20 protein-coding genes are annotated in these 23,489 nt (G+C 70.5%); 7 read left to right on the forward strand and 13 right to left on the reverse strand.

The features are described 5' to 3' along the window. Window positions 1-513 precede the first annotated feature (513 nt). Window positions 514-2,850: a DNA helicase PcrA gene (gene pcrA / locus RM479_RS20020; RefSeq protein ID WP_311513267.1), complete on the reverse strand. Its 2,337-nt coding sequence runs from the start codon at window positions 2,848-2,850 to the stop codon at window positions 514-516. 160 nt (window positions 2,851-3,010) lie between these two features. Here pcrA and RM479_RS20025 point away from each other — a divergent pair, with 160 nt between their 5' ends. Beyond that, window positions 3,011-3,940, forward strand: coding sequence for a nucleoside hydrolase (locus tag RM479_RS20025; protein ID WP_311513268.1), 930 nt, complete (start codon window positions 3,011-3,013; stop codon window positions 3,938-3,940). A 43-nt stretch (window positions 3,941-3,983) separates the two neighbouring features. Here RM479_RS20025 and RM479_RS20030 read toward each other — a convergent pair whose 3' ends face one another. Together RM479_RS20030 and RM479_RS20035 are read right to left on the reverse strand one after the other, a co-directional pair. Further along, complete coding sequence (locus RM479_RS20030) at window positions 3,984-4,676, reverse strand: response regulator (protein ID WP_397222675.1); 693 nt, start codon at window positions 4,674-4,676, stop codon at window positions 3,984-3,986. Between the two features lie 13 nt (window positions 4,677-4,689). Then, window positions 4,690-5,928: an ATP-binding protein gene (locus tag RM479_RS20035; RefSeq protein WP_311513269.1), complete on the reverse strand. Its 1,239-nt coding sequence runs from the start codon at window positions 5,926-5,928 to the stop codon at window positions 4,690-4,692. A gap of 207 nt (window positions 5,929-6,135) precedes the next feature. Between RM479_RS20035 and RM479_RS20040 the strand changes: the two genes are divergently transcribed. Together RM479_RS20040 and RM479_RS20045 are read left to right on the forward strand one after the other, a co-directional pair. After that, window positions 6,136-7,518, forward strand: a complete 1,383-nt coding sequence (locus RM479_RS20040) for a PspC domain-containing protein (protein ID WP_311513271.1) — start codon at window positions 6,136-6,138, stop codon at window positions 7,516-7,518. Then, the gene (locus RM479_RS20045) at window positions 7,505-7,747 is read left to right on the forward strand and encodes a hypothetical protein (RefSeq protein WP_274812204.1); all 243 of its coding nucleotides are present in this window, start codon (window positions 7,505-7,507) and stop codon (window positions 7,745-7,747) included. Before RM479_RS20040 ends, RM479_RS20045 begins: the two co-directional genes overlap by 14 nt. Window positions 7,748-7,840: 93 nt before the next feature. On the opposite strand, the gene rsmA is transcribed toward RM479_RS20045, so the two are convergent. Continuing rightward, window positions 7,841-8,734, reverse strand: coding sequence for a 16S rRNA (adenine(1518)-N(6)/adenine(1519)-N(6))-dimethyltransferase RsmA (gene rsmA / locus RM479_RS20050; RefSeq protein WP_311513274.1), 894 nt, complete (start codon window positions 8,732-8,734; stop codon window positions 7,841-7,843). A gap of 159 nt (window positions 8,735-8,893) precedes the next feature. Next, window positions 8,894-10,060: a ubiquitin-like domain-containing protein gene (locus tag RM479_RS20055; protein WP_311513276.1), complete on the reverse strand. Its 1,167-nt coding sequence runs from the start codon at window positions 10,058-10,060 to the stop codon at window positions 8,894-8,896. Between the two features lie 309 nt (window positions 10,061-10,369). Here RM479_RS20055 and RM479_RS20060 point away from each other — a divergent pair, with 309 nt between their 5' ends. The 3 genes from RM479_RS20060 (at window position 10,370) to RM479_RS20070 (ending at window position 14,920) form a co-directional block, all read left to right on the forward strand. After that, entirely contained in the window at window positions 10,370-11,464 is a 1,095-nt protein-coding gene (locus RM479_RS20060; protein ID WP_311513277.1) for a CaiB/BaiF CoA transferase family protein, read from the forward strand. Window positions 11,465-11,604: 140 nt separating this feature from the next. After that, window positions 11,605-14,001: a hypothetical protein gene (locus RM479_RS20065; protein ID WP_311513278.1), complete on the forward strand. Its 2,397-nt coding sequence runs from the start codon at window positions 11,605-11,607 to the stop codon at window positions 13,999-14,001. Between the two features lie 559 nt (window positions 14,002-14,560). Then, window positions 14,561-14,920, forward strand: coding sequence for an STAS domain-containing protein (locus tag RM479_RS20070; protein ID WP_311513407.1), 360 nt, complete (start codon window positions 14,561-14,563; stop codon window positions 14,918-14,920). 99 nt (window positions 14,921-15,019) lie between these two features. On the opposite strand, the gene RM479_RS20075 is transcribed toward RM479_RS20070, so the two are convergent. Further along, window positions 15,020-15,730: a M50 family metallopeptidase gene (locus tag RM479_RS20075; protein WP_311513279.1), complete on the reverse strand. Its 711-nt coding sequence runs from the start codon at window positions 15,728-15,730 to the stop codon at window positions 15,020-15,022. 450 nt (window positions 15,731-16,180) lie between these two features. On the opposite strand from RM479_RS20075, the gene RM479_RS20080 reads away from it, so the two are divergent. Beyond that, window positions 16,181-16,396, forward strand: a complete 216-nt coding sequence (locus RM479_RS20080; protein ID WP_311513280.1) for a hypothetical protein — start codon at window positions 16,181-16,183, stop codon at window positions 16,394-16,396. A 65-nt stretch (window positions 16,397-16,461) separates the two neighbouring features. Here the strand turns inward: RM479_RS20080 and RM479_RS20085 are convergent, their stop codons facing one another. The 7 genes from RM479_RS20085 to ehuC form a co-directional block, all read right to left on the reverse strand. Beyond that, window positions 16,462-16,899 (reverse strand): SRPBCC family protein, encoded by a 438-nt coding sequence (locus RM479_RS20085; protein ID WP_311513281.1) that lies wholly within the window; start codon window positions 16,897-16,899, stop codon window positions 16,462-16,464. Between the two features lie 37 nt (window positions 16,900-16,936). Beyond that, complete coding sequence (locus RM479_RS20090) at window positions 16,937-17,911, reverse strand: NUDIX hydrolase (RefSeq protein WP_311513282.1); 975 nt, start codon at window positions 17,909-17,911, stop codon at window positions 16,937-16,939. Continuing rightward, window positions 17,908-19,947 carry an RNA degradosome polyphosphate kinase gene (locus tag RM479_RS20095; RefSeq protein WP_397222719.1) on the reverse strand — a complete coding sequence of 680 codons (2,040 nt, stop codon included), beginning with the start codon at window positions 19,945-19,947 and terminating at the stop codon, window positions 17,908-17,910. Before RM479_RS20095 ends, RM479_RS20090 begins: the two co-directional genes overlap by 4 nt. A gap of 313 nt (window positions 19,948-20,260) precedes the next feature. Then, complete coding sequence (locus RM479_RS20100) at window positions 20,261-21,193, reverse strand: CPBP family intramembrane glutamic endopeptidase (protein WP_311513285.1); 933 nt, start codon at window positions 21,191-21,193, stop codon at window positions 20,261-20,263. Between the two features lie 150 nt (window positions 21,194-21,343). Further along, window positions 21,344-22,135: an ectoine/hydroxyectoine ABC transporter ATP-binding protein EhuA gene (gene ehuA / locus RM479_RS20105; RefSeq protein WP_274812193.1), complete on the reverse strand. Its 792-nt coding sequence runs from the start codon at window positions 22,133-22,135 to the stop codon at window positions 21,344-21,346. Beyond that, complete coding sequence (ehuD, locus tag RM479_RS20110) at window positions 22,122-22,760, reverse strand: ectoine/hydroxyectoine ABC transporter permease subunit EhuD (RefSeq protein WP_274812192.1); 639 nt, start codon at window positions 22,758-22,760, stop codon at window positions 22,122-22,124. Before ehuD ends, ehuA begins: the two co-directional genes overlap by 14 nt. Continuing rightward, entirely contained in the window at window positions 22,761-23,486 is a 726-nt protein-coding gene (gene ehuC, locus RM479_RS20115) for an ectoine/hydroxyectoine ABC transporter permease subunit EhuC (RefSeq protein WP_311513287.1), read from the reverse strand. Window positions 23,487-23,489 lie beyond the last annotated feature (3 nt).

Below are 23,489 nucleotides of genomic sequence, written 5' to 3' on the forward strand. Positions count from 1 at the left end.
CCCGATCGCACTGATCGTGTGTGACGGGGCCAAAACAAACATGGCTTAAAGAAAATCGAACACGCGCTGTTGAGTTCTCAAGAAACAACCGTTCTTCCCGTACAAGCCCCGGACCACAAGGTCCGCTCGTGCTCTTCCGTGGAAGACGTTTGCGTTTCCGCTTTGTTGTGTCTTCACTTTATCAGCGTTTCCGTGTCCCGCCAAATCGGCGTTTTCTGGAACCTTCTGAAGTGAAGGGTTTTGCTCCTTTTCGGAGCGACCCGACCGAGTTTACATGGTCGAAGCGGTGCTTCGAACCGGTGAACTTCGGAAGGGAGGTGGACCGGCCCGTCCGCGTGATCGCGTCCGGCTCGCTCGGTCTTGGCCAACACTACCCCTCTCGGGGAGTGCTCGTGACGCGTTCGCCGATCCTTGCCCGTGTCGTGCCTTACAACCAGCGGACAAAAACGACAGAGGCCCACAGAACTCCTTGTGGGCCTCAGGTCTCGGCTTCCATCCCCCGAATCCGGCGGATCAGAGCTTCTCGATCGGGGCGTACTTGACCAGGAAGTCCTTCTCGCCGATGTCCGCGCCGAAGTCGACGCGGGCCTTGGTCTTGTCCCCCGAGCCCTCCACGAGTTGGACCCGGCCCATCCCGAACGAGTCGTGGTTGACCAGGTCGCCCACGCTCAGGGAGGGCGCCTCGGTCGTGCGTGCGGTGGTCTTCCTGCTCCCGAAGGTGCCCCCGAAGCCCTCCCCCCCGAAGCCCGAACCGCGACGGGCCCCGCCGATGCCGCGACCGGGCGGGGCGCTCAGCACCGTGGCCTCGCCCCGACGCCAATCGACCAGCGACGGCGGGATCTCGTCCAGGAACCGGGACGCCGGGTTGTACGACGGGCTGCCCCAGGCGCTGCGCACGGCGGCTCGGCTCACGTAGAGGAGACGTTCGGCCCGGGTCAGGCCCACGTACGCCAGACGGCGCTCCTCCTCCAGCTGGGTCTTGTCGCCCAGGGTCCGCATGTGCGGGAACACACCGTCCTCCAACCCCGTCAGGAACACGACGGGGAACTCCAGCCCCTTGGCGGAGTGCAGGGTCATCAGGGTGACCACCCCGCCCTCGGCATCGGCGTCCGGGAGCTGGTCGGTGTCGGCCACCAGGGAGATCCGTTCCAGGAAGTCCACCAGGGTGGGCTCGGCCTCCTCGACCGTTCCCGGCCCCTCCTCCCCCTCCAGGGCCGCCTCGTCCTCCAGCAGCGCGGAGAAGGTGTTCTCGAACTCCCGGGCCACGTCCACGAACTCCTCCAGGTTCTCCACCCGGCTCTCGTCCTGGATGTCCTTGGACTCGGTGAGTTCGGACAGGTACCCGGTCTTGGCCAGCACCATCTCCACGATCTGCGACGGGGTGGACCCGGGGACCCCCGCGGCGAGTTCGTCCAGGAGCGCGGTGAAGTTGCGGACCGCGTTGACCGAGCGGGTCGCCATCGCCGGGACCTCGTCGACCCGCCGCAGGGCCCGGGCGAACGTGATGCGCTCGCGGGCGGCGAACAGTTCGAGGGACTCCTCCGCGCGGGCACCGATGCCGCGCTTGGGAACGTTGAGGATGCGCCGCAGGCTGACGGTGTCCTCCGGGTTGGCCAGGACCCGCAGGTAGGCGAGGATGTCGCGGATCTCCTTGCGCTCGTAGAAGCGCACTCCGCCGACGATCTTGTACGGCAGGCCCATCCGGATGAACACGTCCTCGAAGACCCGGGACTGGGCGTTGGTGCGGTAGAACACCGCGACCTGGCTCGGGGTGATCGAGCCGTCGTCGGTGAGCTGGTCGATCTCCCCGACGACGAACGCCGCCTCGTCGTGTTCGTTGTCGGCGACGTAACCGACGATGGGCGTGCCCTGGCCCTGTTCCGACCACAGGTTCTTCGCGGGTCGTCCCTCGTTGCGCTCGATGACGGCGTTGGCCGCCGACAGGATCGTCTGGGTGGAGCGGTAGTTCTGCTCCAGGAGGATCGTGCGCGCGTTCGGGAAGTCGCGTTCGAACTCCAGGATGTTGCGGATGGTCGCGCCCCGGAACGCGTAGATGGACTGGTCGGCGTCACCGACCACGCACAGCTCGGAGGGCGGGACGACGGCGGTGTCGGGGTCGCTCTCCACGCCGACCAGTCGGCGGATGAACACGTACTGGGCGTGGTTGGTGTCCTGGTACTCGTCGACCATGACGTGCCGGAAACGGCGCCGGTAGTGCTCGGCCACGTCCGGGAACATCTGGAGCAGGTTGACCGTGACCATGATGAGGTCGTCGAAGTCCATGGCGCCGGCCTCGTGCAGACGGCGCTGGTACAGCTTGTAGGCCTCGGCGAGCTTCTTCTCCTGCTCGGTCTGGGCCTGCTCGGCGAACGTGTCGTAGTCGACCAGTTCGTTCTTGAGGTTGGAGATCTGGGCGGAGAAGGACTTGGGCGGGAACCGCTTGGGGTCCAGGTCCATCTCCTTGCAGACGAGCTGCATGAGCCGCGCGGAGTCGGCGGAGTCGTAGATGGTGAACCCGCTCGGGTAGCCGAGACGGTGCGCCTCCCGGCGCAGGATGCGCACGCACGCCGAGTGGAAGGTCATGGTCCACATGCTGGCCGCGGCCCGGGCGCCGAGGAGGGCCGAGATGCGCTCGCGCATCTCGGCGGCGGCCTTGTTGGTGAACGTGATCGCGAGGATCTCTCCGGGACGCACCCCCCGGGCCGCCATCAGATACGCGATGCGGTGGGTGAGGACGCGGGTCTTGCCCGACCCGGCGCCCGCCACGATGAGGAGCGGGCCACCGCCGTGGGTGACCGCCTCGTGCTGCGGACCGTTCAGACCTTCGAGAAGCTGCTCTTGGGAGGACACGGGTTCCAGGTTACGACCGTCGGACGACAACACCGCCCGCCACCGCCGGCTCACGGTGCTTCGCGGCCGGATCGGATGTTCGTCCGGTTTAGTCTGTTTCTCTGTTCCGGGCCCTCGTGTGAGCGGGGGCCGTCACTCTTGTTCGGGGGGTCTCCACATCATGCGCGTGTTCGTCGACTGCGATCCGGGGATCGATGACGCCGTCGCCCTCGCCTATCTCGCCGCGCGACCCGAGGTCGAGATCGTGGGCATCGGCGCGGTGTTCGGCAACGGCGGCGTCGACGTGACGGCGGACAACGCCCTGCGGCTCTTGGAGCTGTACGGGCGACCGGGTGTCCCGGTGGCGGTGGGCGCGTCCCGGCCGCTGGTGCAGGCGCCCCGGTTGGCCCCGCACGTCCACGGTGACAACGGTCTGGGCGGGGTGGAGCTGCCCCCGCCCGCCGGTGGGCCGGTGGCGGAGAGCGCGGCGGAGCTGCTGGTACGGCTGGCCCGGGAATACCCCGGCGAGCTGGACGTGCTGGCGGTGGGCCCGTTGACCAACCTGGCGATCGCGCTGGGGCTGGAGCCGGGACTGCCGGGTCTGGTGCGCAAGCTGGTCGTGATGGGCGGCGCGGTGCGGGTGCCCGGCAACGTGTCCTCGCACGCCGAGGCCAACATCAACAACGACCCGGAGGCCGCGGAGGCGGTGTTCGCCGCCGGGTTCGACCTGGACCTCGTGGCGTTGGACATCACCATGAAGACGGTGGCGACCACGGAGTGGCTGGAGGAACTGAAGGGGGTGCCGGGTGAGAAGGCCGGGCGCACCTCGGAGTTCCTGGACTTCTACGCCGACTTCTACAAGGGGATCTTCGGTGTGCGTCAGTGCGCGATGCACGATCCGTTGGCCGCGGCGGTACTGGTGGACCCGTCCATGGTGACGGAGGCCTTCGAGGCCCCGGTACGGGTGGAACTGGCCGGCGCGCTGACGCGCGGGATGACCGTCGCGGATCTGCGGCCGCGTCCCGGTGGGGACGAGCGGCGTCCGGCGCGGGTGATCACGGGCGTGGCCGAGGAGGAGTTCCTGGGCCGGATGCTCGACTCGCTGCGCTGACCGCGCGGACCGGCCTCCCCGGGGCCCGCGGGCCCCGGGGGGCTCAGACGAGTCTGCGGGCGGTCGCCCACCGGCTGAGTTCGTGCCGGTTGGAGAGCTGGAGCTTGCGCAGCACCGACGAGACGTGGGTCTCCACCGTCTTGACGGAGATGAACAGCTCCTTGGCGACCTCCTTGTAGGCGTAGCCCCGGGCGATGTGCCGCAACACCTCGCGTTCGCGCTGGGTGAGGCGGTCCAGTTCGGGGTCCACGGGCGGTGCGTCGGTCGCCGAGAAGGCGTCCAGGACGAACCCGGCCAGGCGCGGGGAGAACACGGCGTCGCCGTCGGCCACCCGCACGATGGCGTCGGCCAGTTCCTTGCCGGAGATGGTCTTGGTGACGTAACCGCGGGCGCCGCCGCGGACCACGCCGATGACGTCCTCGGCGGCGTCGGAGACCGACAGGGCCAGGAAGCGGATCTGCGGGTGGCGGGCCAGAACACGGCGTAGCACCTCGACCCCGCCGCCGCCGGGAAGGTGCACGTCGAGCAGGACCAGGTCGGGCCGGGCCTGTTCGATCACGTGCACCGCGCTGTCGACGTCTCCGGCCTCTCCGATCACCTCGACGGAGTCTCCGAGTTCGCCACGGACGCCGCTGCGGAACAGGCGGTGGTCGTCCACGATCACGACGCGGGGAACCGCGTCACCGTCATTGAAGGTCGTGCTGCTGTCGTCTCCCACAACGGGAACTCTACCCATCGCTCGGGCACCTCTACATCTGGGGAATGCGGGGCATGCGCAACTGCACCTCGGTGCCCTCGCCGGGAGCGGTGCGGATGCGTGCGGATCCGCCGTGGCGGTCCATGCGGCCCAGAATGGAACCGCGCACGCCCATGCGGTCCTCGGGGACGTCGTCGAGGTCGAATCCGGTACCCCGGTCGCGCACGAACACCAGGACCTCCTCCGGTTCGACCTCGCCGAACACGGAGATGGTGTCGGTGCCGGCGTACTTGGAGGCGTTGACCATGGCCTCGCGGGCGGCGCGGAGCATGGCGTGCAGTCCGTCGTCGACCGGGCAGTCGCCCACGCACACCACGTCGATGGGCACGCCGTGCTCCTCCTCGACCTCGGCGGCGACGCGTTCCAGGGCCGGGGAGACGGTGGTCTCGGCGTCGGCGGGTCGCTGGTAGAGCCAGCTGCGCAGGGCGCGTTCCTGGACCCGGGCGAGGCGTTGGACCTCGCGGGCGTCATCGGCGCGGCGCTGGATGAGGGTGAGGGTGTGCAGGACGGAGTCGTGGATGTGGGCGGCGAGTTCGGCGCGTTCGGCGTTGCGGATGCGCTCGCGGCGCTCGGCGTCGCGTTCGCGGATGAGGCCGATGATCCAGGGGGCGACGATGAGCGAGACGCCGGCGAGCAGGGTGAACGCGAAGGTCAGGCCGGCGCGGGCGTTCTGGAGCTGTTCCTGGAAGACCAGGAACCCGATGACGCCGATGACGACGAGGAGCACCCCGGCGCCGGCCCGCATGAGTCCCTTGCCGCCGCCCCGGCCGACGGTGCTGGTCATCCACTCGTCGCGCTGGTTGGGGTTGGCCTGCTGCCACAGGATGACGCCGCCCAGGGTGCCGAACACGACGAACCACAGGAGCGGGTCGAAGACGCCGCCGAAGAGCAGGAAGAGGAAGCCGAGCCCGGCGGCCAGGCCCAGGTAGGCGACGAGCTGGGAGATGTCGCGGCCCTTGCGCCGGTTGTCGGCGGTCCTGGCCTCGGGGTCGCCCTCCCGTTCGGCGGTCTCCGCGGGAACGAAGAAGAACAGGGCGACGTAGACGGCGATGCCGATACCGCCGACGGCCAGGGCCATGAAGGCGAGTCGGACGACGATGGGATCCAGGCCCAGGTGGCGGGCCAGGCCCGCCGCGACACCGCCGAGGAGTCGTCCGTCGACCGCGCGGGTGAGCCGCGGGGTGTCCGCGACCGTGCTCGTCACCGGCCGATCACCGCTTCCGTTGTCCATGACTTCCGTCCGTGCGCGTGGTGGTGTGCGGGGCGCACGGGTGCCCCCGCCGTACCAGCATGCACCGGGCGGTGGGCGGCGGGCATCGGGGTGCGCCCCCCGGACGTGCCCTGGTCCGTGGTCAGGGTGGGGTCAGGGTCGTCCCGGATTCCCCTGGTCGACGCTTCGGGTGACCATGGGTGTGTGAGGAGAGTGCGGTGAGTGACCATGAGTGAGGGACCTGTCCCCCAGGGCTCCGGTGCGCCGGGGTCGAGCGCGGACCCGACGCCCGTCCGGGAGTTGCGCAAGGCGGACGGCGATCGGGTCCTCGCCGGTGTGTGCGCGGGTCTGGGGCACTACACCGATGTCGACCCCGTGGTGTGGCGTGCGGCGTTCGCGCTGACCGCGTTCGCCGGGGGCACGGGTGTGCTGTTGTACCTCGCCGCGTGGATGTTGATGCGCGACGCCCAGGGCGGGCCGGCGACCATCGAGCAGATGCTCGACCGGGGCATCCCGTCCCGGGCGGTGTTGAAGCTGTTGGCGTTGGGCCTGGCGGTGGCGACGGCGTTCAGTCTGGTCGGCGGGTTCGGCTGGTCGACGCTGGTGTTGGCGGTGCCGCTGGTGCTGGGCGTGCTGGCGGCGCGCGGACGCGGGGTGGATCTGCGGACCTCGCTCACCGGTCTGGGCGAGGAGTTGCGCGCCAAGAGGCCGCCGCCGCAGCCGCCCGTTCCGGGGCCGGTTCCGACGTATTACAACCCGGCGCAGCCGTGGGCCTCGGCTCCGGCGGGGCCGGTGGACCTGGCGGTGGTGGCGGAGCGCACGTTGCGCGACCGCGAGCCGGGCCCGGGCGGCGATGAGGAGGACGAGGGGCCCGGGGACGCCGCCGGGCGGCCGGAGCCCTCCGGGGACCAGGCGTGCCGACGGGGTTTCCCGCTGGGGTCGTGCGCGTTGTGGACCCTGGTCACGGCCGCCGTGCTGGCGCCGATCATCGTGTTCGAGAGGATCTCGTCCCTGTGGAGCGCCGACACGGCGCGGTTGCTGCTGGGGCCCGAGACGGGCGTGTTCTTCCTGGCCGGGGGGCTGGGGCTCGTCGGTCTGTTCGCGGTGGTCGGCACCTGGGTCGGCAATCCGCGCGGGCTGGGGTTCTTGGGGGTGCTGTTGACGCTGGCACTGGTGACGGTGTCCACGGTGGACGTGACCCGGATGCGGATCGGCGAGGAGGTGTGGCGGCCGACGACGGTCGCGGCGGCCGAGGCGGGTGAGCACCGGTTGACGATGGGCGACGTCACCGTGGACCTGACCGCGTTGGAGGACCTGGAACCCGGGGAGGGCGTGGACGTGTCGGCGGGGGTCGGCGCGGGCAGGGTGCTGCTGGTGCTGCCCGACGACGCCCGGGTGGAGTTGACCGCGACGTTCGGCGCGGGTGTGCTCCAGGGTCCCGCCCCGGCCGGGGACGAGGGGGGTTCGGCGCGTGATCGCTTCGGCTTCTCCTCGACGTTCGAGGAGGACTACGGACCGGCCCGGGAGACCGGGGACGACGAGGTCCCGCTGATCAGAGTCGACACCGACACGCGCGTCGGGGTTGTGGAGGTACTGCATGGCGAAGCGTAGAACCGATTGGGGGTCGCTGCTCGCGGGGGTGCTGTTCCTCGGTCTGGCCGTCGCGTTCGTCGTGCGGGGCACCGGAGACTGGGAGTTCGGCGTCTGGTGGGCGATCCCGGTGCTCGTCGTCGGGCTGGTCGCGGTCGGGGTGGTGCGGGCGCTACAGCGCTCGCGGGCCAGGACGCGGGTGGCGGCCGAACGGGCCGCCGCTCCAAGGGGTCCCGACGACGGGGAGTGACCGGATCGGCGACGACGGGGGCGCGACGGGGGCCGCGCCCCCGTCGTGTGCGTTCAGGGGGTGTCGAACGGGGGATCGGTCACGGGCCGGCCGTCAGGGGCGGGGGGCGTCGGCCGGGCGGTGCTCGGCGATGGCGGCGAAGCGTGCCACGTCCAGGGACTCGCCCCGCGCGGACGGGTCGACCCCGGCGGCGCGCAGAGCGGTCTCGGCGGCGGGGGCCGAGCCGGCCCAGCCGGCCAGGGCGGCGCGCAGGGTCTTGCGCCGCTGGGCGAAGGCGGCGTCGATCACCCGGAAGACCTCCTCGCGGGTGGCCTTCGTCTCGGGCCGCGGTCGGCGGATGAGCTCGACCAGCCCGGAGTCGACGTTGGGGGCGGGCCAGAACACGGTGCGGCCGACGGCGCCGGCGCGGCGGGCGCCGGCGTACCAGGCGACCTTGGCGGAGGGGACGCCGTAGATGCGACCGCCGGGGGTGGCGGTGATGCGGTCGGCGACCTCCGCCTGGACCATCACCAGGACCCGTTCGAGGCTCGGCAGGAGTTCGAGCAGGTGCAGCAGGACCGGAACGGACACGTTGTAGGGCAGGTTGGCGACCAGCGCCGTGGGGGCCGGGCCGGGGACCTCGGCGATGCGCATGGCGTCGGCGAGGACGACCGTGAGCCGATCGGCGAGTTCGGGGGCATGGTCGGCGACGGTGCCGGGCAGGGCGTCGGCGAGCACCGGGTCGATCTCGATGGCGGTCACCGCGCGCACGTGGGGGAGCAGCGCCAGGGTGAGGGAGCCCAGACCGGGCCCGACCTCCACGACGACGTCCCCCTCGCCGACCCCGGCGACCCTGACGATGCGGCGCACGGTGCCGTGGTCGATGACGAAGTTCTGCCCGAGGGTCTTGGTGGGCCGTACTCCGAGCCGCTCGGCCAGGACCCGCACGTCGGCGGGGGTGAGCAGGCGGGATCGTTCGTCGGGTGCGGGTGTCTGTGTCACCCCCACATCTTGCCAGGTCCCCGGGGAGGCGGATCCCCGGGGAGGAGAGGGCGCGGCCGGGGTTCCGGAGGTCGGCGGGGGGTGTCCTCCGTGGGCCGCCGGCCCGCCTCCCGGGGCGGGTGCCCGGGAGGGCGCGCCGTCGGTCGCGGGCCGGGCGGGCTCGGCTCAGTCGAAGAGGTGGACGCCGCAGTGGGGCCACTGGCTCTGCCAGTCGCCGCCGACGGCGTTGTAGAGCTGTTGGGCGCGTTGGGTCTGTTCCTGTGGGGTGGCCTCGGAGGGCAGGCCGGTGCCGCCCACGGACTGCCAGGTGGAAGGGCTGAACTGGTAGAGGCCGTGGTAGCCGCCCGCGGAGTTGACGGCGGAGGGGTTCCCCCCGGATTCGCACTGGGCGAGGGCCGACCAGTTGAGGTCGGCTGCCGCGCCGCCGCCGGCCGGGGGCGTGCCCTCGGGTGCCTTGGTGCCGATGTCGACGACGCCCTCGACGGGTGCGGTCACGACCTCCTCCTCCAGGACCCGTTCGACCTCCTCACCGTGGTGCAGGACGGTGGCGGTGACGACCCGTTTGACGCCGTCCTCGGGTTCGGTGACGGTCTCGCGTTCGCCTTCGGGCAGGTCGGGGTTCTCGCGTTCGACGGTCTCCGCCTCGATGGGGATCTCCTCGGTGACGGGTTCGCCGAGGACCGGGACGACGCGGACGGTCATGTCGGGTGCGGCGGCCGTGTCGGGGTCGGGGGTGACGATGTCGTGTTCGCCGAGGGTGACGTGGGCGGCGTCGAGGACGTCGGCGACGGTGTCCCCGGTGGAACGGGTCTCGGTGCGGACGGTGTCGCGCAGGACGACCATGCGCGGGGCGCGTTCGGCGGTGACGGTGAGTCCGTCGGTGGGGATGGGGGTGTCGTGGGCGGTGGAGAGGGCCACGCCCTCGGGGTCCAGGCCGATCTGGCGGAGGGCCTCGCCGAGGGTGGCGGCGTTGACGCTGTGGGCCAGGGGGTGGCCGTCGAGTTCGACGGTGAGGTCGCGGGGGGAGCGGACGAGGACGTGTTCGCCGGAGGCGACGGGGGCGTCGAGGGCGGGGGCGACCAGGTCGCCGTCGGCGAGGGTGATGTCGGCGGCGTCGAGGGCGTCGGCGACGGTGCCGCCGAAGGTGTGGACGGTGCGCTCGGTGCCGTTGACGTCGAGGACGACGGTCTTGTGGGCGGCCAGGGCGGTACCGCCCGCGCCGAGCGCGAGGACGGCCGCGGTGACGGCGGCCAGGAGCGGCGGGGGAAGGCGGCGTCGGGCGCGGCGACGGCCTCGGGGGCGGCGTTGGGCGGTCGTCCGGGTACGGGGCATGGCTGTTCCTGCGATTCCACTGGGAGAGGGACGTTCGGGGACCGTGCGGTGCCCCCGTCGTTTCGGCGACCGTGTCGTGGCAGGTGGCGAGGGCGCCGTCGGCCGTCCGAGCATCGGACACATTAGCACCAGACCATTGTTCAATTTTCGGACTCACCGAAAATGGGAAGGGTACGAAAAAAGAAAAGCGGCTTTTCATTGCTTTTGCCCCGATGGCCCTCCGGGGCCCTCCCTGGTGCCGCGAGGGCGGACCCGGCACAATTAACCGAACGTCGTTCTAATCCACACCCCCTCCTGGAGGCCGCGTACATGGGACCCCTCACCGGAATCCGCGTCGTCGAGTTCACCGGCCTCGGACCGGCGCCGATGGCCGCGATGCTGCTGGCCGACCTGGGCGCCGACGTCGTCCGCCTCGACCGACCGCAGGCCGCCGAGGCGGTGAACACCGGTCTCCCCGGTCCCCACATGAGCGAGGGCCGTGCCGTCCTGGGCGCCGACCTGAAGTCCGAGGAGGGACGGACGCTCGCCCGTGACCTCATCGAACGGGCCGACGTCCTGCTGGAGGGTTTCCGGCCCGGGGTGATGGAGCGGTTGGGGCTGGGTCCCGAGACCTGCCTGGCCCTCAATCCCCGGCTGGTCTACGCCCGTGTCACCGGTTGGGGCCAGGACGGCCCGCTGGCCCTGACCGCCGGACACGACATGAACTACATCTCCGTCAACGGCGCCCTGCACGCCATCGGCCGTGCCGACGGCCCGCCGGTCCCTCCGATCAACCTGCTCGGCGACTTCGCGGGCGGCACCATGTTCACCGTCACCGGCGTCCTCGCCGCCCTGGTGGAACGCGACTCCTCCGGGCGCGGCCAGGTCGTGGACGCCGCCATGATCGACGGTTCGTCGCTGCTGATGTCGATGGTGCACGAGGACCGGGCCCGTGATTCGTGGAGCGACGAACGCGGGACGAACTACCTGGACACCGGCGCCCCCTGGTACGACGTCTACGAGTGCGCCGACGGCCGGCACGTGTCGGTGGGCTGCATCGAACCGCAGTTCTACGCGGCGTTCCTGGCAGGCACCGGGCTCGACGCGGAGGACCTGCCCGACCAGTGGGACCGGACGGGGTGGCCCCGGCTGCGCGAGCGGTTCGCCGAGGTCCTGCGCACCCGGAGCCGTGACGAGTGGGCGGCGGTGTTCGAGGAGGTGGACGCGTGCGTGATGCCGATCCTGTCCCTGGAGGAGGCACCCGATCACCCGCACGTGCGGGCCCGGGGCACACTGACCCGCGAGGGCGAGCGGGTCGTCCCTGGTCCCGCTCCGCGCTTCTCCCGTACCCCCGGCGGGGTCACCCGGGGACGTCCGCGGCCCGACACCGCCGAGGTGCTCAAGGGCTGGGGCCTGGCCCCCTGAACCGGGCCGTTCCGGATCGACCCGAGGCACAGGGGTCCCGGACCGGATTCGGGCGGAGCGGGCGAGTATCCCCCGATGGGGCCGCCGGGATCGCTAGGGTGAGCGACCAGTCAGGCTGAACGTGCGACGGGGGGTCCACGATGGCAGGACGGTTCGCCATGGCGGCGTCGGCGCATCGGGGGATGGCCGACGCCCCACGGGCGGCGACCCGAGGGACCCGCGCCGCGGGGGCGGCGCGTCCGGGGACGATCGGCACGGTGTCGGCGCGCTGGTGCGCGTCGACGGTGGCGTTCGCCGCCCTGCTGTGCGCCGCCCCGGCGGCGTGGGCGGATCCCGGCGGTGCACCGGCCGCGGGTGCGGACGGGACACGGGCGACCGCGGCCCCGCAGGCCGCGGAACGGCAACCGGACGTGCCCGGGCACCGCGAGGAACCCGTGGTGCTCGTGGGAGTGCCGGGTCTGCTGTGGCAGGACATCACCCCCGAGCACACGCCCACCCTGTGGGACATGGCGGACCGGTCGGCCATCGGCAACGTGTCCATCCGCACCGCCACCTCCCGCACCTGCCCCACCGACGGGTGGTTGTCGGTGTCGGCCGGGCAGCGCGCCCTGGCCGCCCGTGAGGACTTCGGGACCTGTGAGGCGGCCCCGGAACCGGAACGCACCGGCTCCGGGGCGATCATCCCCGGTTTCGACTCCTATGTGCGCCAGAACGCCGCGTCGCGGTTCGCCGCGCCGGTGGGAGCGCTCGGCGACACCGTGCGCCGCCACGGGGGGACCACGCTCGCCGTGGGTCCCGGGGCCGCGCTCGGCGTCGCCGACGGTCGGGGGCGGGTCGACCATTACCTCCCGGACATGCGCGACCTGGACGAGCGCCTGGACGGCGTCTCCCTCGCGGCGGTGGAACTGTCCGACCTGACCCGGCTGTACCCCGACGCGGAGGAGGCCGACCCCTTCAACGGCGACTCCGACGGCCCGGACCGCGATGACGTGCCCGAACGGGACCTGGACGAGGCGTTGACCGCCCTCGACGGACGGCTGCGCACCCTGATCGCGATGCTGCCCACCGGCGCGTCGCTCATGGTGGTGGGCGTGTCCATGGACAGCGGCCCCTCCCAGCTGACCGCGGCGTTGTCGGCCCAGGTCGCGGAGCAGGGCCCGGCCGGGCCCATCGGGTTCCTGGCCTCGGAGTCCACCCGGCGCCGGGGACTGGTCGCGCTCACCGACGTCACCCCCACGGTCCTGACCGAACTGGGGATGCGGACGGACGTCCCGCTCAACGGCCGACCGTGGCACGTGACCGGGCGGACCGCCGACACCGACCGGGCCGTGCAGCGGCTGGTGGACTTCAACACGGCCGCCGTGGTCGTGGGAGCCTCCATCCCCGGGTTCTTCAGCGGTCTCGTGGCCGTGCAGTTGCTCATCTACGCGGCTGCCGCCTACGCGTTGCACCGCTACTCCGACGGGCAGCGCGGCAAACGCGCACTGGTGCTGTCGGTGACCCGGATCGTGGCGTTGGCGGGAGCGGCCTTCCCCGTCGCCAGCTATCTGGCCAATCTCATCCCGTGGTGGGCGGCCGAGTCGCCGCCGGTGGCACTGCTCGGGTGCGTGCTGGCCGCCGACGCGCTGGTGGTGGCCCTGGCCGTCGCCGGCCCGTGGCGGCGCACCATCCTGGGGCCGATGACGGTGGTGGCGGGGGCGACCACGCTGGTGCTGTTCGTCGACCTGTGCTTCGGCGCCCATCTCCAGATGAACTCGCCCACCGGGTACTCCCCGATCGTCGGCGGCCGGTTCTACGGGATCGGCAACATAGCGTTCGCCACGTTCGCCACCGGCATGCTCATGACGGTGGCCGGGATCGCGCACGTGCTCATCCGGCGGGGACGGCGGCGCGCCGCCGTCCCGGTGACCCTGGCCATCGGGTCGGCGTCGGTGCTCATCATCGGCTGGCCCGGCCTGGGCACCGACTTCGGCGGGGTGATCGCGCTCATCCCGGGCCTCGCGGTGACCACGATGATGATCGCGGGCGTGCGCGTGACGTTCCTGCGGCTGGCGGGGGTGGGCGTGACGGCCGTCGCGGCGATCACGCTGCTGGCCTGGCTCGATCACCTGCGCCCACCGCAGGAGCGCAGCCATTTCGGTGCCTTCGCCGCCCAGGTGGCGGACGGCGAGGCGGGAACGGTGCTGGCCCGCAAGCTCGGGGCGATGCTGGGCACCCTCGGTAACTGGCAGTTGACCCTGTTGGCGGCGTGCGCGCTGGTGTTCCTGTTCGCGGTGCTCAACCGTCCCACCAACTGGCGCATCGGCGCCCTGCAACGGGCCTACGAGTACGCGCCGACGCTCCGGGCGGGGTTGACCGGTTCCCTGGTGACCGCGCTGGTGGGGTTCGCCGTCAACGACTCGGGGGTGGCCATCCCCGCGATCGCGCTGACGGTGGCCGTGCCCCTGACGCTGTCGGCCTGTGTGTGGGCGCTCCAACAGCGGGACGGGGGACCGACGCCGGAGACCGAACCCATCGAGAACGCCCGGTGTCTGTGACGACTACCTCATCGACGCCGCGATGCGCAAACCGCAACGAGCACGACCTTGCGTCTCTCACGTCACGAAACGGCCACGGCACTGTGGTAAAGTCCGAGGCTGAGCGGCCGAAGCACGGGACGTTCGGCGCCCCGCGGGGCACCCGACGATCACCGTCTCCCGAAGATCCCGGCCACCGATCCGGCCGCCGCCCCTCCCGTGGGAGGGAATGACCGCCCCGACAGGCGGGTTCTTGATGTCGTGAAGGGTGCGGGAGTCGCCCCGAGCGGCACGCCGCCGATCTCCGAATACCGGTGACACGCGGACCGCACGAAGGAACTTCCGAACCGCACCCGGACGTTCCACGGGTGGACGCGCTCCGCGAGTCCCCCGAGGCGGAGGAGAACGGCGTCACATCCCCGGCCCCGATGATTTCGGGGCAGCACGCGAGGACACGATGAACCATCAGCTTGGCTACCGCGGTAACGCACTGAACGTACCGGTCGAGGCCCGGGCCCGGCGTGGCGTACGGCCCGTCCCGCAGACCCGTCGGGCTCGCCCCGAATACGCCGGAGTCGCCATGCCCGACCTGACCATCTCGTCCACCCTGCACGATGCCGGCCGGGTCCTGGCCTTGGACGGGGAGATCGACCTGGCCACCGAGAACCGGTTCCAGGACGCGGTCACCGAGGCGCTCGTCACCCAGCCGGACGGCCGCGTCGTCCTGGACTGCGCCGATCTGCGTTTCATCGACTCCAGCGGGCTGCGCGTGCTCATCCGCGCGCACAAGACCGCCCGGGAGCAGCGGGCCGTGCTGGCGATCGCCTCGCCCATCCCGCGGGTGATGCAGACCCTGCGGATCACGGCGCTCGACACCCGCATCCCGGTGTTCGGCACCGTCTCCGAGGCACTCGCCGCGCCGAGGAGCAACGTGAGCTGAGCCCGGTGGCCGCCATCGGCCACCGAAGACGACGAAGGGGCACGACCACGGCGGTCGCGCCCCTTTCCCGTGTTCCGGACGGCGAGGACGCCGGGTCGGTCAGGCGATGAGCAGCAGCCACACGCCCAGGCCGGTGACGGCGATGTTGACCAGGGCGAAGACCATCACCCACAGGGTGCCCGGGAGGCCGGTGAGCCGGGCCAGCTGGTCGGCGTCCGAGTGCGGGGAGGGCTGACGGACGCGCTGCCGCTGGAGTTCGAACACCGGGCGGACGCCGGCGAACAGCAGGAACCAGATGAACAGGTAGGCGAAGGCCGCCTGGACCTCCGTCGGGGTGAACCAACTGACCGCGAACACGATGGCACCGGTGCCCACCACGGAGATCACGCCGTAGATGTTGCGGATCATCAGGAGCATGGCGGCCAGGACCACCAGGCTCAGCCACAGCAGCGCGGTGATGTGGTCCGTCATCAGCACGAGGATGCCGAGCAGGCCGATGATCGACGAGGAGACGTACCCGGCGAAGACGGTGAGGATCATGCCGATCCCGCTCGGTCTGCCGCGCGACACCGTGACACCGGAGGTGTCGGAGTGCAGGCGGATACCGGTGAGCTGACGGCCGCTGAGCAGGGCCACCAGCGCGTGACCGCCCTCATGGGCGATGGTGACGACGTTGCGGCCCACCCGCCACACGGGGTTGAACAGGACGGCGGCCAAGGCCAAGGCCGCGGCGGCGATGACGATCCACTGTTCCGGTTCGGCCTGGGTGGTCAGCACCTCCTGCCAGACGTCACCGAAGGTCGTTTCCACCAGTGGTCCCCCAACTGCGTCTCGACGGTTCCCCCGCGTCCACCACGGGCACGGGGCACTGCCCGAACTCTAGCGATCCGCCGGGATGGACCCGGACGGCGAGGAACGGTGCGGATATGTGAGATGGCCGGGCCTCGGCGGTGGTTCGGGACGGACCCGAGAACACCGTCGGCCGAAGATCGCCTCCGGGAAGAGGGGTGGTCCCGGCCCGGCGGATCATCGCCCGTTCCGCCCGCTCGCCCGGGGCGACGCGCTCCGACGGGCGGTCCCTCCTTCCGCCGCTCGTGGTGCGGGTGTCCGTTCGATCGGACCCCAGGACCACCGCACATGAGTGCCGCTTCGGCGGGGGCGTGCGAAGAATCAAGGCGATGAACTGGCCAAACACGGTGACGCGACCTAAAGTCACAACTGTTGGTCATTAGCCAACTACATAGAGTGAGGATTTTTTTCGTGAAGCGCATCGCTGGAATCGCCCTGATGACCCTCGCCGCCGGGGCCGCCCTCGGCTTCACCGCGGCGCCCGCCTCCGCCGGTGGTCACGACGGATACCACGGATACCACGGCCACCACGGGATGAAGCCCGCCTCTCCGCTCCACGGGTACTCCGGTCACGGCGACTGGGACCGGTGGGGCGGCGAGGACGACGGGGGCCACGGCTACTACTGATCCGGCGCGTTCACACCGTGTACGACGGCGTGGCCCCGGCCCCCGGCCGGGGCCACGCCGCCCCGTCATCCCCGCTCCGCCAGTTTCTTGAGACGCACCAGCGTCTGCTCGATCCCCTCGGCGTTGCGCGCGGGTATCCCCGCGAGCACGTAGAACGCCGGTACCCCCTTCGAGTAGTCGAAGGTCTCGGTCACCCGGGTCCCGCCCTCCGGAGACTCCTCCAACTCGTACCGCCAGCGGTGCGGGCCGAAGTGCCTCCAGGCGATGAGCCGGTCCTTCTCGTACTCCACCACCCGGTTGGTCATCCGGTACGGCAGCCCGAACATCTTCATGTCCATGCCGAACTCGGCGCCCTCGGTCAGGACGTCCGGACCGAAGAGACTGCCGCGCACGGTCCCCGATCCGTCGAACTCCGGGTGCAGGGCGGGCGACGCGAGAAGTCCGAAGACCCGCGCGGCGGGGGCGTCGACGATGACGCTCCGGGAAACCTTGTACTCAGCCATGCCGCCATCATGGCACCGCCCCCGAAAGGCCCTTCGGCTACCCCCGGACGGCGTGCCGTTCCACTCCGGCGAGTTCGCCCCCCCTCACGTGGATCACCCAGAACGACCCCTTGCGCAACCCCATCTGCTGGGTGATCGGCGCCCCCAGGCGGGTGAGCGCCTCCTCCATCAGGTCGGGGACGAGTTCCCCGTGCGTGCACACCACGGTCGGCCACCCCTCGTCGAGGATGCGGGCGAACGCCTCTCGGGCGGCGATGACGTCGTAGGACGGCGCCCCCTCCCGCACCGTGAAGGCGCGTTCGGTGCGCATCGACACGTCGGCCTCCACCGTGTACGGCAGCATCGACTCGGTGCAGCGCGCCGCCGCCGACGACACCACCCGGGGCCGCCCGTAGGCGCCCAGCACCCGGGGCAGGGCCAGGGCGTCGGCGCGACCGCTCTCGTCCAGTGGGCGCAGCAGGTCGCTGTCGTCCCAGGTGCGCTTCTCCCCCGCCGACAGGTGCCGGAGCAGGATGACGGGGAAGGTGTCCACGGGCCCGGCCCGGAAGTTGTCCAGGACCTCCACGTCGTGGTCGTAGGTGAGGCGGTCCCGGGCCTCGGCGATCGGGACCCATTCGACCCGGTCGACCTCCTCGTTGGCCTGGTAGTCGATGGGGGCGTCGGCCTCGGCGGAGGTCGCCGCCCACCATTCGACCTGTTTGGGCCAGCCGTCCTTGAGATAGCGCTGCGGGGGCAGTCGGCGGCCGAGCACGGGTGTCAGCCCGGTCTCCTCCCGCACCTCGCGGACCGCCCCGATGATGGGGTGCTCGCCGTTCTTGAGCTTGCCCTTGGGCAGGGTCCAGTCGTCCCGGGCGGGACGCCGGATGAGGACGACCTCGACCCCGTCCCCACCCTCCCGCCACAGCAGCGCGCCGCCCGCCCGGATGGGTTCGAGATAGCCGCCGACGGCGGTGGTGCGGGGGGCGCTGTGCGCCCGCACCGGATCGATCCCCTCGGTCCCGTCCGCGCTCATGCGCCCTCCACCACTCGCAGGTGCCGATCGCGTCTCAGACTGTCCTGGAGGTCGGCGAGCGGTTCACCGTCCGGACCGTGGGTGACGCGGTCCCAGGTCCCGTCCGCCTGTAGCCGCCATGAGGAGGTTCCGTCGGACATGGCCAGGTCCATGAGGCCGATGAGCCGGCGGCACTGCTCACCGTCGGAGATGCGGACCAGGGCCTCCACCCGGCGGTCGAGGTTACGGGGCATGAGGTCGGCGCTGCCGATCCACACCTGGGGACGCCACCCGTTGGCGAACACGAAGATCCGGGAGTGCTCCAGGAAACGGCCGAGGATGCTGCGGACCCTGATGTTCTCCGACAGTCCCGGCACCCCTGCGCGCAGGACGCAGCTGCCGCGCACCCACAGGTCCACGCCGACCCCGGCCTGCGAGGCACGGTAGAGGTGGTCGATGATCTCCTCGTCCACCAGGGAGTTGACCTTGATGCGGATGCGGGCGGGCTCGCCCTTGCGGGCGTTGTCGATCTCCGCGGCGATCTGTTGCAGGAGCCCTTCGCGCAGCGCGGCGGGCGCCACCAGGAGCCTGCGGTAGTGCTTCTTGCGGGAGAAGCCGGTGAGGCTGTTGAACAGGTCGCTGACGTCCTCGCCCACCTCGGAGGACGCGCTGAACAGCCCGAAGTCCTCATAGATGCGGGCGGTGCTGGGGTTGTAGTTGCCGGTGCCGACGTGGCAGTAGCGGCGCAGCAGTCCGTCGTCGTCCTGGCGGATGACCATGGACAGTTTGCAGTGGGTCTTGAGGCCGACGACCCCGTAGACGACGTGGCAGCCGGCGTATTCGAGCTTGCGGGCCCACTGGATGTTGTTCTGTTCGTCGAAGCGGGCCTTGATCTCGACCAGGACCACGACCTCCTTCCCGGCGCGGGCGGCCTCGATGAGCGCCTCCACGATGGGCGAGTCGCCGCTGGTGCGGTACAGGGTCTGCTTGATGGCGACGACCTTGGGGTCGACGGCGGCCAGGGCGAGGAACCGTTCGGTGGTGGTGGCGAACGACTCGTAGGGGTGGTGGACCAGCACCTCGCGTTCGCGGATGCCGGCGAACAGGTCCCCGGAGGTGAGCGCGCGCGGCTCGACCGGCACCATCGGCGGGTAGTGGAGTTCGGGCCGGTCCAGATCGGCGATCTGGGACAGGCCGGCGAGGTTGAGCGGGCCGGGGACCCGGTAGATCTCCTCCTCCTCGGCACCGAGTTCCTCCGCGAGGATGGACAGCATCTCCTCGCTGATGTCCTGCTCGACCTCCAGGCGCACCAGGGGGCCGAAGCGGCGGCGCAGCAGCTCGTTCTCCAGGGAGGTGACGAGGTCGTCGGTCTCGTCCTCGTCCACCTCCAGGTCGGCGTTGCGGGTGACCCGGAAGGCGTGGTGGTCCTTGACCTCCATGCCCTCGAAGAGCTGGGGCAGGTGGGCGGCGATGATGTCCTCCACCGGCACGAACCGGCCACCGCTCTTGGTGCCGAGTTCGATGAACCGGGGCAGGGAGCCCGGCACCTTGACCCGGGCGAACATGCGGCGCCCGTCGCGCGGGTCGCGGACGGTGACGGCGAGGTTGAGCGACCGCCCGGAGATGTAGGGGAAGGGATGCGCCGAGTCCACCGCGAACGGGGTGACCAGGGGGTAGATGGACCGGCGGAAGTAGCCGTGCAGGTACTCGCGTTCGGCGGCGTCGAGGTCGTTCCAGCGCACGATGCGGACGCCGACCTCGCGCAGGGCGGGGGCGACGCTGTGCTCGAAACACGAGGCGTGCCGGAGCATGAGGTCGTGGGTGACCTCCGAGATGCGTTCGAGCAGGTCACGCGGGTGATGACCGCTGGACGACGCGACGGAGAGCCCGGTGGCCAATCGACGTTTGAGGCCCGCGACGCGGACCATGAAGAACTCGTCCAGGTTGCTGGAGAAGATGGCCAGGAAGCGGGTGCGCTCCAGGAGTGGGATGTCGTCGTCCTCGGCCAGTTCGAGGACACGCTGGTTGAAGCGGAGCCATCCCTCCTCCCTGTCCATGAACCTGTCGGGGGGCAGTTCGGGAGGTTCGGCGGTACTGGGACCGGCTGACGTCGATACGGGTTCCGTGCTCACAGCTGGCAGACTCCCCCCTTTTCATGACCGGCCGGTGACAACCCCATGAGGGGAAAATGACCGCAACACGACCGCTATGGAGCTTCTGTACCCAGATGCACACGAACACCTGCACTTATCGAGCATAGTTTGCGCAGGTTTCGGCTCGTGGAGGCGGCAATGGGGGTGCCGGCGGGGCAGGGGCGAGGGGACATCCCGGGGAGAGTCGGGCTTTCAGTGCTGCCTGTTCGTGATTGTTCTAGATGATCCCGGTTTGCAAGTCCGGGGGCATCAGCACGAGGAACACCCCGATCCGCAGGATCACGTTGAGCCAGGTGTTGCGGAAGCACGTCCACAGGTAGCCGTAGAGCAGACCCGCGGTCGCATAGGTCAACAGGGACAGTCCCATGTCGTAGACCAGACCGTTCCCGGGGAGCTGGGCCACCGCGTCATAGGGCTGGACGATCGCGTAGACGAGCGCGAACAGCACCGACGTGGCCACGATCCCGCCCCAGCGCCCCATGAGCATCTCCAGGCGCGTCTGTAGCATGCCGCGGAAGAAGATCTCCTCGCACACCGAGATCACCGCGAACGCCAGCACGAACCCGATGAGCGGGAAGGACAGGACCGGCAGACCCACGTAGGGGACGAGCGTGAAGCCGATGAGCCCCAGCACCACGGCCACCGGGATCATTCCCAGCCAGCGCCAGGGACTGTCGACCTTGAGCGCGATGGCGGGCATGGCGGTGCCCTTGCCGTCGATGACCACACCGGACCGGTCCATGACCAGGAGTGGCAGGGTGAACAGGAACAGCAGCCGGGACACCAGGGAGGCCGACATGGCCAGGTCGGTCCCGGTCTGTGATCCGTACATGTTCAGGATGGTGCTCAGTACGACCATGCACCCCACGAATCCCACCGCGAACAGGGCCAGCCACACCAGCTCGCGATTGATGGGATGACTCTCCATGGCGGCGGCGGTGCGCCGGTCCAGTGCGTCCCGGTCTCCGAAGGCCTTGACCAGGGCCCAGGCCAGGATGCCGCCGATGAGCATGGGCGCCCAGGAGACCAGGAGCAGGAACGCGCCCTCCACGGCGATGTCGTTGCGCAGGGCGGGGTCGATGAGCAGGGCCACCGCCACCACCAGGAGGGCGGCGCCCGACCACCCGGTGAGCCCCCATCGTCGCACCATGGTCACAAGAGTCCCCCCTGTCTCAGAGCACTCATTCTGCCCAAGGGGAAACTAAAAGCTACTTAACGGCTACGGTATGTCGTCACCAGGTCGAAGACGGAGAGTGGGCGACGCCGGAGCCGGCATCGCCCACCCGGGGCCGCGCGTACGTCAGTGTCCGTTGTCCAGCACGGACTTGAGGAAGGACTTGGTGCGCTCCTCCCGCGGGTCGCCGAAGATCTCGTCCGGCGTCCCCTCCTCGGCGATGCGCCCCTCGTCGAACATGAGCACCCGGTGCGACACGTCCCGCGCGAAACCCATCTCGTGGGTCACGCACAGCATCGTGATGTCCGTGGTCTCGGCGATCGTGCGCAGTACGTCCAGCACCCCGGCGACCAGCTCGGGGTCCAGCGCCGAGGTCACCTCGTCCAGCAGCAGGATCTCCGGCCGCATCGCCAGCGCGCGGGCGATCGCCACCCGCTGCTGTTGACCGCCCGAGAGCTGTGTGGGATGGGCGTCGATCTTGTCCGACAGTCCCACCAGCTCCAGCAGCTCCTCGGCGCGCGCGTCGGCCTCGGCCCGGGAGAGCTTCAGGACGTGCACCGGCGCCTCGGTGAGGTTCTTGCGGACCGTCATGTTGGGGAACAGGTTGAACTGCTGGAACACCATTCCGATGCGCTTGCGGCGAGCGCTCAGGTAGGCCTCGTTCGCCGGGACCAGGCGGTCACCGCGCGGCATGTGACTGAACGGTTCCCCCTCCACCATGATCGTGCCCTCGGTGACCCTCTCCAGGGTCATGAGCAGGCGCAGGATGGTGGTCTTGCCCGATCCGCTCGGCCCGATCAGGGTGACCCGTTCGCCGGGGGCCACGGAGAAGTCCAGGTGGTCCAGCACGGTGAGGTCACCGAAGCGCTTGACCACCTGATCGAAGGTGATCAGCGCCTGGGCGTCAGACGGCGGCATAGCGTCGCTCCAGTCGTCGGATGAGGATCGCGGAGGGGATGCTCACCAGGAGGAAGAGGAATCCGACCACGGTGTAGGCCTCCACGATGCGGAAGCCGGCGCTGCCGACCTGGCGGGCCGTGGCGAGCAGTTCGGTCACGGTGATCGCCAGCAGCAGCGGGGTGTCCTTGAACATGGCGATGAGGTAGTTGCCCAGTGCGGGGATGACCTTGCGGATCGCCTGGGGCAGCACCACGGCGCCCCAGGTGCGCCCGGCGGGCAGGCTCAGCGCCCGGGCGGCCTCCCACTGCCCCTTGGGCACCCCCTCGATGCCGGACCGGTACACCTCGGCGGTGTAGGCCGAGTAGTGCACGCCCAGCACGACGATGCCGACGGTCAGCGCCGACACGGTGGAAGGCGCCAACGCGAACACGAACACCAGCTGGACCAGCAACGGGGTGGTGCGGATGAACTCCATGACCGCGTGCACGATCGTGCCGATCACCGGAACACGGCGGACCATCGCGATGGCCAGGCCCAACACCAGGGCGATGAGGTACCCGAACACGGTCGCCTGGACGGTGACCGCCAGCCCCTGCATGAGGTCCGGCATCACCTGCCAGGTCCATTCGAAATCCCAGATCATCTACTTCGCACCCCCCGATGCGGTGACCGCCGGCGGACGCAGCAGGGCGAGGAGCCCCCTGCCGCCGGGAGGTGTGCGACCGAGTCTGCGGTTGGCACGCCGTTCCAGGAGGCGCACGCCGAAGATGAGCACCTGGGCGATGAGGAAGTACAGGATCAGGGCGCCGCTGAAGGCCAGCACCGTCTCGCCGGTGGCCTGGCGCATCTGTTCGGCGACGGCGGTGATGTCGGCGACGCCGATCAGGAAGGCGACGGCGGTGGCCTTCATCAGCTCGATGGACAGGTTGCCGAAGGTCGGCAGCATCTGCGCCCAGGCCTGCGGCAGGATCACCAGGCGCATCCGCTGGGCCCAGGACATGTCGAGCGCGATGGTCGCCTCGGTCTGGGCACGGGGCACGGCGTTGATCGCACCGCGCACCACCTCGGCGCCGTAGGCCCCGACGTTGAGGCCCACGGCGAGGATCGCGGCGAACCGGCCGTCCAGCTGGAACCCCGTCAGGAGGGGCAGCGCGTAGGCCATCCAGAACATCAGGACCAGCGCGGCGATCCCGCGGAAGACCTCCACGTAGACCGTGGACACGGCACGGAGCAGCCCACTGCGCGCGGTCCCCAGGACGCCGAAGAACATGGCCAGGACGAACGCCAGCGCGATACCGCCGACGGTCAGCTGGACGGTGACCCACGCGCCGCCCAGATAGAGCGGTAAGCGGTCGATGAGGAACTCCACGGC

It is taken from the genome of Nocardiopsis lambiniae (genome assembly GCF_031845465.1).
GTDB lineage: Bacteria > Actinomycetota > Actinomycetes > Streptosporangiales > Streptosporangiaceae > Nocardiopsis > Nocardiopsis lambiniae.